The organism is Mucilaginibacter phyllosphaerae (assembly GCF_004378255.1).
Classification (GTDB): Bacteria; Bacteroidota; Bacteroidia; order Sphingobacteriales; family Sphingobacteriaceae; genus Mucilaginibacter; species Mucilaginibacter phyllosphaerae.
This window is the reverse complement of record NZ_SNQG01000001.1, coordinates 700,612-713,199: the sequence shown is the minus strand read 5'-3', so window position 1 is coordinate 713,199 and position 12,588 is coordinate 700,612. Positions and strand designations below refer to the sequence as shown.

The following is a 12,588-nucleotide window of genomic DNA, read 5'->3' as shown; positions in this document are numbered from 1 at the left end:
ATTACGATACCTTTCTATCGCAAAAGCCTTCGCGCAGTTTGGTGCAGTTACCGTATAAGTTTAAAGAGTGATGTTTTATTTCGAATTTTAAAATATCGCCCATCATGCTCTGGATCTGCTGGATACGCGGATCGCAAAACTCAACTACCTTGCCGCAATCAATGCAAATAATATGGTCGTGCTGCTTGTAGCCGTATGATTTTTCGAACTGGGCCATGTTTTTACCAAACTGGTGCTTGGTAACCAAATCACATGATACCAGTAACTCAAGGGTGTTGTAAACCGTAGCGCGGCTTACGCGGTATTTTTTATTTTTCATGTGGATGTATAACGATTCCACATCAAAATGGTCTGTCCTTGAGTATATTTCTTCCAATATGGCAAAACGCTCCGGGGTTTTCCTCAGGCTTTTATTTTCAAGATAGGCCTCAAAAATCTTTTTTACCAGCGCAATGGTTTCCTGTACAGGCATAATGTTAAATTAACAAAAAGCAAAGGTATTAATTATTTTAGTTTTTAGCTGATTCTGTTGATTAAGTTGCAGGCGTAGCTATCGGATGTTAATAAGTAATTTCCTGCCCAATAACTCAGTAGTTATATAATACTTAAGATGCTTTCTCAACAACAGAATCAAAACGGATAACGGAGGTGATGCCTTTCACCTGGTTCAGTTTTTTGATCAGGTTATCCAGGTGCTCGGTATCGTTCACGTAAACCATGATAGATCCTTCAAAGATGCCGTTATCGCTATCAACTGTGATCGAGCGGATGTTCACCTTAAAATCGTTAGATATAACGGTAGTAAGCTTATTTATTAAACCAACATCATCAATACCCGTAATACGCAGGCCGGTTAAAAAGGCCAGTTCCAGCTGTTTGGTCCATTTAGCTTTTACAATACGGTAACCGTAGTTAGCCATCAGTTTGGCAGCGTTAGGGCAGTTGGTGCGGTGTATCTTGATACCATCACTTACAGTTACAAAGCCAAATACATCATCGCCGGGAATAGGGTTACAGCAGTTGGCCAGCTTGTAATCTATCTTTTGCAGGTCCTCGCCAAAAAGTAAAACATCGCTATCTTTTGTTTTAATATTACGTACGATACTCTGCAGCTGCTCATGCTCAATTTTATCCTGCGGTTTGTTCTCAATGATCTTTTCCGACGCCTGATACTCTTTCAGGTCCTTCATATCAATCAGGCCTTTGGCCACATTGTAAAACAGGTCCTGCGTAGAAGTTAACTTAAAGTAGTAACTCAGTTTGTGCAGGTTTTCGGAGTTGTAGGTAAGCTTGATAGATTTCATCTTACGCTCCAGTATCTCTTTACCGTCGTCGGCAATTTTGCGGCGTTCCTCCTTAAGGGCCGATTTTATTTTGGCTTTGGCTTTGGCCGTAACCACAAAGTTCAGCCAGTCCTCTTTGGGCGTTTGCTTGCCCGATGTGATGATCTCTACCTGATCGCCGTTTTGCAGCTTATAGCTTAACGGCACCAGTTTATGGTTTACTTTGGCGCCTATACAGCTGGCGCCCACATCGGTGTGGATCTCGAAGGCAAAATCCAGGGCGGTTGCATTCAGCGGCAATTGTATCAGCGCGCCTTTTGGGGTAAAGATGAAGATCTCGTCGCTAAACAGGTTCATCTTAAAATCATCCAGAAAGTCGAGGGCGTTAGAGTCGGGATTTTTCAGCATATCCCTCACCTTTTGCACCCATAGGTCAAGCCCGCTATCGGTAGATGATTCCTTGTACTTCCAATGGGCGGCAAAACCTTTTTCGGCAATCTCGTTCATCCGTTTGGTACGGATCTGTACTTCTACCCATTGCCCGCGCGGGCCCATAACAGTGGTATGCAGGGATTCGTACCCGTTTGCTTTGGGCGATGAGATCCAGTCGCGCAGCCTGTCGGGGTTAGGGCGGTACAGGTCGGTCACTATCGAGTAGGCCTTCCAGCAATCGGCCTTTTCATTCTCGGGCGTGCTGTCCAGTATGATCCGGATGGCAAAAAGGTCATACACTTCCTCAAACGGGATGGCCTTTTTCTTCATCTTGTTCCAGATGGAGTGGATGGATTTTGGGCGGCCGAAAAGTTCGCCGTGTACATCCTGGCTGGCCAATACCTTGCTTACGGGGTCAATAAAATCACGAATGAATTTTTCGCGCTCGGTTTTTTTCTCGTTCAGTTTGTTTTTGATGAACTGGTAAGTTTCGCGCTCCATGTATTTCATGGACAGGTCTTCCAACTCAGATTTTATGGCGTATAAACCCAGCCGGTGGGCAAGGGGGGCATACAGGTACACCGTTTCTGATGACAGCTTCAGCTGCTTATCCCGCGGCATAAACTCCATCGTACGCATGTTGTGTAACCTGTCGGCCAGTTTTATCAGGATCACCCGCACATCATCTGCCAGGGTAAGCAGCATCTTCCGAAAGTTTTCGGCCTGCAGCGAGCTGTTGGTATCAAATACTCCCGATATTTTGGTAAGCCCATCAATGATCTTGGCTACCTTTTTGCCAAATTCCAGTTCAATATCTTCCAGCGTAACATCGGTATCTTCTACCACATCATGCAGCAGCGCACACACAATGGATGTGGTACCCAGGCCTATCTCTTCGGCAGCTATCTGGGCTACCGCAATAGGGTGGTATATATAGGGCTCGCCGCTTTTACGGCGCATATCCTTGTGGCTTTCCAGGGCCATTTCAAAAGCCTTGCGTATCATGCGTTTATCGCCCTTTTGCAGGGTAGATTTACTTGCACGCAGCAATGCCCGGTACCTTTTCAGGATCTCTTTTTTTTCGGCTTCCAGGTCAATCACTAAATCTTTCATGTAACAGTTTGCGTATTATATATCATAAACCCGTAAACAATAATTATTATTGCGGGTAATTATAAAATAACAAAATAAAATGCGTTAATTTTGTATCAGGTAAAAATATGAAATTTATTGTTTTGCTTTTGATGTTTTGTTGCGCACTGGGCACTTTAAAAGCCCAGGATGATCAACCTGCAAAGCCTGTAATACTTGGCAAAAATGATACCACCAAAGTTTACATGACCAAACTTGACGGTGAACTGGTGCCCTGGATCGTAGCGCCCGAGGTGCGTATTGTTGACACACGTATTTTTGCCAGCGAGCAGGATAGGCTAAACTACCTGCGCCTGCGCTACAATGTGCTTAAGGTATTGCCTTATGCGCGTTTTGCGGGGCAACGCTACCGCCAGCTGCAGCGCGACCTTGCCCTTACCGGTGATAAAAAAAAGCAGAAGGAACTGATGAAAGCCTGCGAAAGCGAGATAAAAACACTGTTTAACAAGGATATTAAAAATTTAACGATAAGCCAGGGCGAGGTACTGATAAAACTGGTTAGCCGCGAAACAGGTAATACCAGCTTTGCCTTAGCTAAAGAACTTAAAGGCGGGTTTAACGCTTTCCTTTTCCAATCTGTTGCCCGCCTTTTCGGGCATAATTTAAAAGAAACATATGATGCTACCGAAGAGCACGACATCGAGGCTATTTTAAATAGCGCCGGTTATGTTTCCAGCTCTAATTAAATGGATAAAGATAGCATTTACCAGTTTACAGTAGAAAAGCTGAACGGCGAACAGGTTAGCCTTGCCAGTTACAGCAACAAGGTGATCCTTATTGTAAACATTGCATCACAATGCGGCTTTACCCCCCAACTGCAGGAACTTACCGATCTTAAAAAAGAATTTGGCGACAAAGACCTGGAGATACTGGCTTTCCCCTCAAATGATTTTGGCGGCCAGGAGCCGCTTGAAGGCGACGCTATTGCAACCTTTTGCAGCAATTATGGCAGTAACATCACCATATTTGAAAAAGCAAGGGTGAGGGGGCAGTATGCCATACCCCTTTATAAGTTTTTAGCGGATAAGAACGAGAACGGCAGGATCAATTCTAAACCCCGCTGGAATTTTCACAAATACCTTATTGACAGGAACGGGCACCTGGCCGACTTTTTTTATCCGTTCACCAAACCCACATCAGCCAAGATCAGGAAGAGGATACAGCGCCTGTTAACTGCTGAACCCGAAAAATAATATTTTATGCTTAAATTAGATATTCTGGTTTTACCCGTACACCCGGATGACGCCGAACTGGGTTGCGCAGGCACCCTGTTAAAACATATAAAGCTTGGCCACAAGGTGGGCATTGCCGACCTTACCCGCGGCGAACTCGGCACCCGTGGCTCGGCAGAGATCCGTGATAAGGAAGCCGCAAAGGCCGCCCGTATTTTGGGCCTTGCCGTTAGGGAGAACCTGGCCCTGCCCGATGGTTTTTTTACCAACACCCAAGCGTATCAGCTAAAGGTTATTGCCGCTATACGCAAGTATCAGCCGGAAATTGTGATCACCAACGCTTATCATGACCGCCACCCGGATCATGGGCGGGCTAACGAACTGGTAGAGGCAGCAGCCTTTTTATCGGGCTTGCGGCGGATAGAAACTTTTGAGGACGGGCAATCGCAGGAGCCATGGCGCCCAACGCAGGTGCTGCATTTTATACAAGACAGGTATATTAAACCCGATATTATTGTGGATGTAACTGAGTTTTGGGACAAGAAGATCGAAAGTGTTTACGCCTATAGTTCGCAATTCCACAGCCCGGATTATAGTGAGGATGAGCCCCAAACCTACATTTCTTCTCCTGATTTTATTGAACAGATCAATGGCCGCGGCCGCGAGTTTGGCAAAAGCATCAACACCAAATACGGTGAAGGTTTTACCTCACGAAAAATACTTGGAGTAGATAATTTGTTTGATCTGCGGTAGTTATTAGAGATTAGTGTTTGGAGATTAGAGATCGAAATAGATAATTCTATTCTCGCCCTTGGGAGGGGCGAGTAGGGCTGCGCATAGGGAGGGAGGGGTTTATACATTATTCATGAAATCCTTCCTGCATCTTACCGAGGGAGGAAATTGCACAAACTCCATACTCAATAATTCAACCAAAAAAGAAAGCCGCTCAATTTGAGCGGCCTTGTTTTGTTAAACGCCTACGTACTCGAAGCGGTTGTTCTCGTTGCTTCTTTCGCGTTTAAGCCTGTTCTCTTTGGCAAGCTTTAACAGTATGCCCGATAGCTCTGATGTTTTAAAATCCGAGTCGAATTTTTCTTTGCAATAATCTGCAATGGACGATATGGAATGCGGTGTTTTAAAGTAATCGCTGGATAGCAATTGATTAAGCACCTTGGTAGCCCCCAGCTTTTTACGGCCCTGGGTAAGCTCGGTCACTTCATTCTCCCTGGATGGCCTGCGGCCCCTTTTATTGAAAATATCAGCTCCTTCCGTATCCCCCTTCTCCGTTTCCATAATCTCGTCTAAAAGCCTGTCAACAACCCTCACCTGCACAGCTTCAGACTGGAAAGAATTAACAACCTCAGCAATCTCTGTAAGTTGTTTCTTTAATTTTTCAATTTGTCTGTTCATCCTCTTTTTAAAGCTCTATGTTTTATAAATCTGTTATAATATGTACGTAATTAAATAGTTATAAATAACATGCATCTGCAATTATTATATGCATATATTATTAACGCCGCTGTGCAATTATAGTATATCATAAATAAAAAAAGTGCCTGTTTATGTTGAAACAGGCACTTGTAGCAATATTATTACAGTGTACTTATAGCTTAGGCAATATATTTTGAAGCATTTGCATTCCTTCGTCAATATGCTCTTTCTCCATAATAAGCGCCGGCCTGAAACGGATGCTGCGCTCGCCACAACCTAAATACATGATATTATTTTGCAGGCCTATATCTATAAAGGTATTACGCGTATGTGCATCCGGGAAATCAAAGGCGGTTAGCAGGCCTTTGCCGCGCACATTGCTTACCATGCTGTTTTTTGCGGCAATATCTTTTAAACAATTTTGCAGGTATTGGCCGGTTTGGGCGGCTTTGTCGCAAAGGCCGTCTTCTTCTATGATCTCCATTATTTTGGAGGAACGCACCATATCTACCAAACTGCCACCCCAGGTAGAGTTGATGCGGGATGACACTTTAAAAACGTTGTTTTCCACCTCGTCTACTTTTTTGCCGGCCAGTATGCCGCACACCTGCATTTTTTTACCGAAGGCCAGAATATCCGGGCGGGCTTTTTCGCCGAAGTGCTGGTGCAGCCAAAATTTACCGCTAAGGCCAACGCCGGTTTGCACTTCATCATAAACCAGCATTGCCTCGTTGTCATCGGCCAGTGTGCGCAGTTGCTCTAAAAACTCCTGGCGTACATGCTTATCGCCGCCCTCAGATAGTACGGGCTCGATGATGATCGCGCAAATATCATCCTTGTTATCAGCAAAGGCTTGTTTTATCTGGGCGATGGATGCGGCTTCGCGGGCCAGCAGGTCATCAAGTTTATCAGCCGTAAGCGGGAAGTGCACTTCGGGCAAGGATACCCTTGGCCAGTCAAATTTGGCAAACCATTTGGTTTTAACCGGCTGGGTATTGGTTAAGCTTAAAGTGTAACCAGATCTGCCATGGAATGCGTTTTCAAAGTGGATCACTTTAAAGCCCTTTTCGGTGGTGTGGCCTTTGGCAAAGTTTTTTTGTACCTTCCAATCCATCGCCACTTTAAGCGCATTCTCTATCGCTAAAGATCCGCCGGCTATGAAAAAAGCATGGGGCAGGTAATCGGGGATACCTACCCGGCCAAATGTTTCTACAAATTGTGCGTATTGTTCGGTATAGATATCAGAGTTTGACGGATTGGTTAATGCTGCCAGCAGCAGGTTTTTTTTAAAACCTTCATCGTTAAGCATTTTGGGGTGATTATAACCTAACGGCACGGATGCAAAGCAGGTAAAAAAATCAAGCAGGGTGCGGTTGTTTTTAGCATCATAAATATGAACGCCCCGGCTTTTTTCCATATCGAAGGTAAGGTCGAAACCATCAGCTAAAATATGCTTGCTTAACGCAGCCTGAACGTTCTGCGGATTTACATTTAATTCGTACATATAGGTTATAATTGTTTAAACAAATCTAATAAAATGCCTTAAATAACAATAATTTAAAGGTTTTTATACCAATTGGCAAAAAAGTAACTTTAAATGAACTAAACCTGTTTTTTGGACTAAATGGCGTTTCAGTATGAGCCGGGAATAGATGTGCGGATGTGCAAATATGCAGATGTGCAGATGAAAATGGATGTGCAAATATGAGTTGATGTGTAGATTTCAGATGTGCAAATATGCAGATTGAACATCTACCTGGTTTCTAAAATCACTACATCTACAAGCTCATTTTCATTGGCACATCGCAATCTGCACCTCAAATAAACTTATCCTTCATCCCCAGCAAACCCCAGATGCCGCCGCTGTGGATGGCCAGTATTTTGGTGCCGGGTGCGAAGTGATCTTTTGCTGCAAGATCATAAATTGCGTAGAGCATTTTGCCGGTATAAATTGGTTCTATCAGGATACCGGTTTCGACTGTAAATTGCTTAACAAAACTGATGAGTTGCGGCGTTGTTTTGGCATAACCGCCAAAGTGGTAATCCAGGTGCAGTGCGTAATTGGCAGTTGCGGTTAAAAAGCGGTCGATCTCATCTTTTATAAAACCGCCGTTCTTAAAAACCGGTATAGCGTTAAACTGCGTGGGCAGGTTGTTTTTTGTTATGCCGTTAATGATACCCGCTGCGGTAGTGCCGGTGCCGCAGGCACAAAAGATATGGTGATACGTATCTGTAAGTTCGTTTACCAACTCGCTGCAGCCTTTGGCGCCCTCTGGGGATGCGCCGCCTTCATCAATAAAAAATGCCTGTTCATCATCAGCAAAAAGCTTATTAAATAACGCCGGCTTATCGCGATAGATCTCCCTATCGGTAAATATCAGCTCCATGCCGTGCAATTTGCACAGGAACAGCGTATCATTCTCTACCTTTTCGCCACGTATAATGCCCGTTGCTTTAAAACCAAATTTTGCTGCCGCTGCCGCAGTTGCCAGTAAATGATTGGAATAGGCCCCGCCAAAGGTTACCAGGTGGTTTTTGTTTTTTGCCTGCGCCTGTTGTAATACATATTTGAGCTTGCGCCATTTATTGCCCGATATAACAGGATGGATCAGATCATCGCGTTTAATGTATAGCTGAATCCCTTTGAAGGTAAACAGATCGTTTTGGATCTGCTGCACCGGGCTGTATATGTCAAGACTGATATGCACCTTGCAAACTTATGATTAATGCCAATATATAGTTAGGCCGAATAATATTACTTTTGCCCTATGATTGATGATACCGCCATAATTGACAGCGATGAACAGGATTTATTTGAACACCTGCGCGTGGTTGTTGATAAGGGGCAGTCGCTGTTGCGGATAGATAAATTTTTGATGCACCGGGTAGAGAATGCTTCACGTAACCGCATCCAAAATGCTATTGAGGCGGGTAATGTGCTGGTAAATGATAAGCCGGCAAAATCAAGCTACAAGGTAAAACCACAGGATGTAATATCGGTAGTGTTGCCGCACCCGCCGCGTGATACCGAGGTTTACCCCGAGGACCTGCCTATCAATATCGTTTATGAAGACAATGACGTACTGATTGTTAATAAAACCGCCGGTATGGTGGTGCATCCGGGGTATAATAACTACACAGGTACTTTGGTAAACGCCTTGGTTTATCATTTTAACCAGCTCCCAACCCTGCCGGGGAATGATGGGCGCCCGGGGCTGGTGCACCGTATTGATAAGGATACCAGCGGCCTGCTGCTCATCAGCAAGAACGAGCGGAGCATGAATTACCTGGCCAAGCAGTTTTACGATCATACCATCAACCGCAAATATATAGCGCTGGCATGGGGCGATATTGCTGAAGACGGTACCGTTAGCGGTTATATTGGCCGCAGCGTGAACGACCGCCGGGTAATGTCCATATACGACGACCCGGAGAAGGGTAAGTGGGCCGTAACGCATTATAAAGTGCTGGAGCGTATGGGTTATGTTACGCTGATAGAATGTAAACTGGAAACCGGCCGCACCCACCAGATCCGTGCACATATGAAACATATTGGCCACCCGCTGTTCAGCGATGCGATGTACGGCGGCGATAAAATATTAAAGGGCACCGTGTTTAGCAAATATCGCCAGTTTGTAGATAATTGTTTTGAAATAATGCCGCGCCAGGCACTGCATGCACAATCGCTTGGGTTTTTGCATCCTTCACTCAAAAAGGATATTTATTTTGAAGCTCCCTTACCTGCTGATTTTGAAGGCGTTTTAGAAAAATGGCGCAAATATGTTAAAACAGATGTGGGAAAAGAGAGTTGAGATCTTAGCAATCAGGCAGAAGAGCAAAACAGCCATTATCAAAGTTTCATCAAAAAATAAATTATAGTAAGTAAAATTTTTTCGGTTATTAAATGTTGTAGGTAGTGATTATCGTTTTATCTACGTTTGCAAAAGCGTTAATCTTACATTTAACATTTCAAATCTCATAGCTACGAATGCCTCTTTATATCAATTTTAACGGAGAGATAATACCTGAAGATAGCGTATTGCTTACCATTGCCAACAGGGCATTCAGGTATGGCGATGGCTTGTTTGAAAGTATGAGGGTAATGAAGGGGAAGCTTAAGTTCCCCGAGCTGCATGCCGAGCGCCTGCAGAAGGGTATGAAAGCCCTGAAGATAGATGGCTACTCGCAGGCCGACAGCTGGTTTTTGAAAGAAAAGGTAGAAGAGCTGGCGCGCCGTAACAAAATAAAACACGGCCGCCTGCGCCTTACCGTTTACCGCGATGCCGAGGGTTTATACACGCCTACCCAAAATAAAATGGCCTACAGCCTGGAGATCCAACCGATTGATGAGCCCCGTTATTTTTTGAATGAGCGCGGCCTGATCATGGATGTTTATACCGAACTGCCGAAACCGCTCAACTGGCTATCGAACATTAAAACCTGTAATTCGCTCATCTATGTAATGGCGGGGATCTATAAACAGCAAAATAAGCTGGATGATGTGTTTTTGCTGAACCAGAACCGGTTTTTATGCGAAGCCAACAGCTCTAACCTGTTTGTGTGGTACCAAAACCATTTATACACACCTGCCCTTAGCGAAGGTTGCGTAGAGGGTGTAATGCGCCGGGTAGTGATACAGCTTGCCCTTGATAATAACATCCCCGTTACCGAGGCGCAGATAAACCCCGAAATATTGAACCAGGCCGACGAAGTATTTTTAACCAACGCCACCAAAGGCATTCAATGGGTGATGGGATACGGCGTAAAACGATATTTTAACCGCATCAGCAAAACGTTGATAGACGAGTTGAATAAGTTGTAAGAAAATGGATATTACCATTATGTCATTTCGAACGAGGTACGAGGAGAAATCTTCTACGCCCTGATGCAACGCTTGCAGGATAGCTACTTACTTCGTGCCGAAGATTTATCTCTATCGTTCGGGATGACGTTATTTATCAATTTCATTGTTTAAAAACTTCCAATCGGGATTTGTTGCTTTAATTAAGGCGTTTTTTTTCTCTCGTCGCCATTTTTTTATTTCTTTTTCACGCTCAATGGCATATTCAATTTTAGAAAAATGTTCATAATACACCAGGTTATAACAATAGTATTTTGCAGTAAACGATTTTCCCGTGCCTTTATGTTCTCTGTGTTCATACAATCTTCGGTTTAAATCATTAGTAACACCAATATATAAAACGGTTTTATCGTGATTGGTAGTGATATAAACATAATAATTGTAATTCCACATGTTGGCTACTTACTGCTTGTATAAGATTTCTCCTCGCTATGCTCGTTCGAAATGACAGGCGGATTCTTTTATCTGAGCGTTTATGAGTGCCATATGCTGTGGCCTTGTTGAATGATTATTTACCCCTCAATAACTTCCGCCTTTATCTCTGCCAGGATCCCATCCCATAAAGCAACGCGTGCCTGCAATGCCTGTTTAACAGCCGTGGTTGCTACCGTCCACTTGGTTTCATCTTCTCCGCAAAGTTCGGCGGTCATTTGGTAGGCTAACTGGGAATGGTGATCGCCGTCAACTTCAATATGGCGCTCCAGGTAGTAGAGTAATATGTCAACCTTACCGGGCAGTTGCCCGTTCAGTTCTTTTACCATTTCTATGAACATGCCCGGTATCAGGTCCTCGCGGCCAAAGGTGAACACGGCTGCCTGCAAAAAGCTTTGGTTGGTGGCAATCACCTCAAAGGTGTGTGTTACAAAGTCACGTGCTGCTGCAGGCATATCGGCATTGGCTAAGGCAGTGTTTACCTCTTTTTGTGTGCTGAGTTGCTTAAATAAGGATAATATGGCCGAGGTATCGGCACTGGCCTGCTCCATTGCTTTTAGGTATAATTCAAAATGACTGGTGCGGGTGCCGGTATGGTCTACATCGCTTTCTTCGCCGGTAACAATCTCGTTGATGAGGTAGCGGGTATTGGCATTGCCAACCGGCATCCACGGCAGGGTGGTGCAGGTAAGGTTTTGCTGCAATGCCTTCAATAGCGACATGAAATCCCATACAGCAAATAGGTGATGCTGCATAAAGGTATGCAGGCTATCCATGCTGTTAATGTTTTGATATAAGGGATGTTTTATTAATTGCGCGCGTAATGGCTCAATTTCTGTTTGCAGCCTGGCTATTCTGTCGGTATTCGTCATCATTATAATTTTATCCCTCTTAAAAATTCTTCTATGCCCATGCGCTTTTTGCCTTCCAGTTGTATATCTGTTAGGCAGATGAAACCATCCTTCGCCGCAAATTTTAAACTGGTTTTGTGGTTGGTAATAAAACCACCCGCAGCAATGCCCGGCTCGCAGGCTTCATAAGTGGCGTTGTATATTTTTAATACTTTATCATTTAACAAGGTATATGCAACAGGAGAAGGGCTCAACCCACGGATCAGGTTATAAACCCGCTCTACCGGCTGATTAAAATCGATCAAACAATCTGCTTTGAAAATTTTAGGGGCATGTTTTAGTTCCATCCCCTCGGCCAGTTCTTCCTGGGGGTGCTCGTGGTAGCGGCCGCTTTCTATCCCTTTTACGGTTTTTACCAGCAGGCCGGCGCCTTTATTCATCAGGCGGTCGTGCAGGTCGCCGGCGGTTTCTGTGCCGTTTAGGGTCACTTTTTCGGTAAAAAGGATGTCGCCGGTATCAATGTCATGCTTTAAAAAAAAGGTGGTTACGCCGCTTTCTTTTTCGCCGTTGATGATGGCCCAGTTGATAGGTGCCGCACCGCGGTATTGCGGTAATAAGGATGCATGCAGGTTAATGGTACCTTTCGGCGGCATATTCCAAACGGCCTCGGGCAGCATCCGGAAGGCCACTACTACCTGCAGATCGGCCTTTAAGGCCTGTAGCTGCTGTATAAATTCCGGGTTCTTTAGCTTCTCGGGCTGTAATACTTTTATGCCGTTCGCATCAGCATATTGTTTTACGGCAGATTGATTTACCTTTTGGCCCCTGCCTGCGGGTTTATCAGGTGCGGTTACTACGGCAACAATATCGCAGCCTGCCTTTATCAAAGCATCTAAAGATGCTACGGCAAATTGCGGTGTACCCATAAATATAATTCTCATTTTTGCGCGCTCAAATATGTTTTACAGATAGAT

The 12,588-nt window shown here is 44.5% G+C and carries 13 protein-coding genes; 5 read left to right on the top strand and 8 right to left on the bottom strand.

The genetic code is table 11. The features are described from left to right. Nucleotide 1: 1 nt before the first annotated feature. Both E2R65_RS02930 and E2R65_RS02925 read right to left on the bottom strand, forming a co-directional pair. Complete coding sequence (locus tag E2R65_RS02930) at nucleotides 2-472, bottom strand: Fur family transcriptional regulator (protein ID WP_134334973.1); 471 nt, start codon at nucleotides 470-472, stop codon at nucleotides 2-4. Nucleotides 473-605: 133 nt separating this feature from the next. Beyond that, a complete protein-coding gene (locus E2R65_RS02925) occupies nucleotides 606-2,828 on the bottom strand; it encodes a RelA/SpoT family protein (protein WP_134334972.1) in 2,223 nt (740 codons plus the stop codon). A 107-nt stretch (nucleotides 2,829-2,935) separates the two neighbouring features. On the opposite strand from E2R65_RS02925, the gene E2R65_RS02920 reads away from it, so the two are divergent. From E2R65_RS02920 to bshB1, 3 genes are read left to right on the top strand one after another with little or no spacing between them, the layout of a single operon-like run. Next, complete coding sequence (locus E2R65_RS02920; RefSeq protein ID WP_134334971.1) at nucleotides 2,936-3,553, top strand: DUF4294 domain-containing protein; 618 nt, start codon at nucleotides 2,936-2,938, stop codon at nucleotides 3,551-3,553. Then, nucleotides 3,554-4,060, top strand: a complete 507-nt coding sequence (locus E2R65_RS02915; protein ID WP_134334970.1) for a glutathione peroxidase — start codon at nucleotides 3,554-3,556, stop codon at nucleotides 4,058-4,060. It begins immediately after the preceding gene. 6 nt (nucleotides 4,061-4,066) lie between these two features. Continuing rightward, nucleotides 4,067-4,792 carry a bacillithiol biosynthesis deacetylase BshB1 gene (bshB1, locus tag E2R65_RS02910; protein ID WP_134334969.1) on the top strand — a complete coding sequence of 242 codons (726 nt, stop codon included), beginning with the start codon at nucleotides 4,067-4,069 and terminating at the stop codon, nucleotides 4,790-4,792. A 216-nt stretch (nucleotides 4,793-5,008) separates the two neighbouring features. Here the strand turns inward: bshB1 and E2R65_RS02905 are convergent, their stop codons facing one another. The 3 genes from E2R65_RS02905 to E2R65_RS02895 all read right to left on the bottom strand — a co-directional run bounded on the left by E2R65_RS02905 (nucleotide 5,009) and on the right by E2R65_RS02895 (nucleotide 8,178). Beyond that, nucleotides 5,009-5,449, bottom strand: coding sequence for a hypothetical protein (locus E2R65_RS02905; RefSeq protein WP_134334968.1), 441 nt, complete (start codon nucleotides 5,447-5,449; stop codon nucleotides 5,009-5,011). 193 nt (nucleotides 5,450-5,642) lie between these two features. Further along, nucleotides 5,643-6,974 (bottom strand): L-lysine 6-transaminase, encoded by a 1,332-nt coding sequence (lat, locus tag E2R65_RS02900; RefSeq protein WP_134334967.1) that lies wholly within the window; start codon nucleotides 6,972-6,974, stop codon nucleotides 5,643-5,645. A gap of 313 nt (nucleotides 6,975-7,287) precedes the next feature. Continuing rightward, nucleotides 7,288-8,178, bottom strand: coding sequence for a 1-aminocyclopropane-1-carboxylate deaminase/D-cysteine desulfhydrase (locus E2R65_RS02895; protein WP_134334966.1), 891 nt, complete (start codon nucleotides 8,176-8,178; stop codon nucleotides 7,288-7,290). Between the two features lie 60 nt (nucleotides 8,179-8,238). Here E2R65_RS02895 and E2R65_RS02890 point away from each other — a divergent pair, with 60 nt between their 5' ends. After that, nucleotides 8,239-9,282 (top strand): RluA family pseudouridine synthase, encoded by a 1,044-nt coding sequence (locus tag E2R65_RS02890; protein ID WP_134334965.1) that lies wholly within the window; start codon nucleotides 8,239-8,241, stop codon nucleotides 9,280-9,282. 176 nt (nucleotides 9,283-9,458) lie between these two features. After that, complete coding sequence (locus E2R65_RS02885) at nucleotides 9,459-10,292, top strand: aminotransferase class IV (RefSeq protein ID WP_134334964.1); 834 nt, start codon at nucleotides 9,459-9,461, stop codon at nucleotides 10,290-10,292. 129 nt (nucleotides 10,293-10,421) lie between these two features. Here the strand turns inward: E2R65_RS02885 and E2R65_RS02880 are convergent, their stop codons facing one another. The 3 genes from E2R65_RS02880 to fmt form a co-directional block, all read right to left on the bottom strand. Then, a complete protein-coding gene (locus tag E2R65_RS02880) occupies nucleotides 10,422-10,724 on the bottom strand; it encodes a GIY-YIG nuclease family protein (RefSeq protein ID WP_134334963.1) in 303 nt (100 codons plus the stop codon). 119 nt (nucleotides 10,725-10,843) lie between these two features. Next, entirely contained in the window at nucleotides 10,844-11,638 is a 795-nt protein-coding gene (locus E2R65_RS02875; RefSeq protein ID WP_134334962.1) for a DUF3050 domain-containing protein, read from the bottom strand. Beyond that, the gene (gene fmt, locus E2R65_RS02870; protein WP_183500289.1) at nucleotides 11,638-12,555 is read right to left on the bottom strand and encodes a methionyl-tRNA formyltransferase; all 918 of its coding nucleotides are present in this window, start codon (nucleotides 12,553-12,555) and stop codon (nucleotides 11,638-11,640) included. Before fmt ends, E2R65_RS02875 begins: the two co-directional genes overlap by 1 nt. Nucleotides 12,556-12,588: the final 33 nt, after the last annotated feature.

Coding starts and splice junctions, on each gene's coding strand:
- lat (WP_134334967.1), bottom strand. CDS start 6,974: ATGTACGAATTAAATGTAAATCCGCAGAACGTTCAGGCTGCGTTAAGC.
- E2R65_RS02890 (WP_134334965.1), top strand. CDS start 8,239: ATGATTGATGATACCGCCATAATTGACAGCGATGAACAGGATTTATTT.
- E2R65_RS02880 (WP_134334963.1), bottom strand. CDS start 10,724: ATGTGGAATTACAATTATTATGTTTATATCACTACCAATCACGATAAA.
- bshB1 (WP_134334969.1), top strand. CDS start 4,067: ATGCTTAAATTAGATATTCTGGTTTTACCCGTACACCCGGATGACGCC.
- E2R65_RS02920 (WP_134334971.1), top strand. CDS start 2,936: ATGAAATTTATTGTTTTGCTTTTGATGTTTTGTTGCGCACTGGGCACT.
- E2R65_RS02885 (WP_134334964.1), top strand. CDS start 9,459: ATGCCTCTTTATATCAATTTTAACGGAGAGATAATACCTGAAGATAGC.
- E2R65_RS02905 (WP_134334968.1), bottom strand. CDS start 5,449: ATGAACAGACAAATTGAAAAATTAAAGAAACAACTTACAGAGATTGCT.
- fmt (WP_183500289.1), bottom strand. CDS start 12,555: ATGAGAATTATATTTATGGGTACACCGCAATTTGCCGTAGCATCTTTA.
- E2R65_RS02875 (WP_134334962.1), bottom strand. CDS start 11,638: ATGATGACGAATACCGACAGAATAGCCAGGCTGCAAACAGAAATTGAG.
- E2R65_RS02915 (WP_134334970.1), top strand. CDS start 3,554: ATGGATAAAGATAGCATTTACCAGTTTACAGTAGAAAAGCTGAACGGC.
- E2R65_RS02925 (WP_134334972.1), bottom strand. CDS start 2,828: ATGAAAGATTTAGTGATTGACCTGGAAGCCGAAAAAAAAGAGATCCTG.
- E2R65_RS02930 (WP_134334973.1), bottom strand. CDS start 472: ATGCCTGTACAGGAAACCATTGCGCTGGTAAAAAAGATTTTTGAGGCC.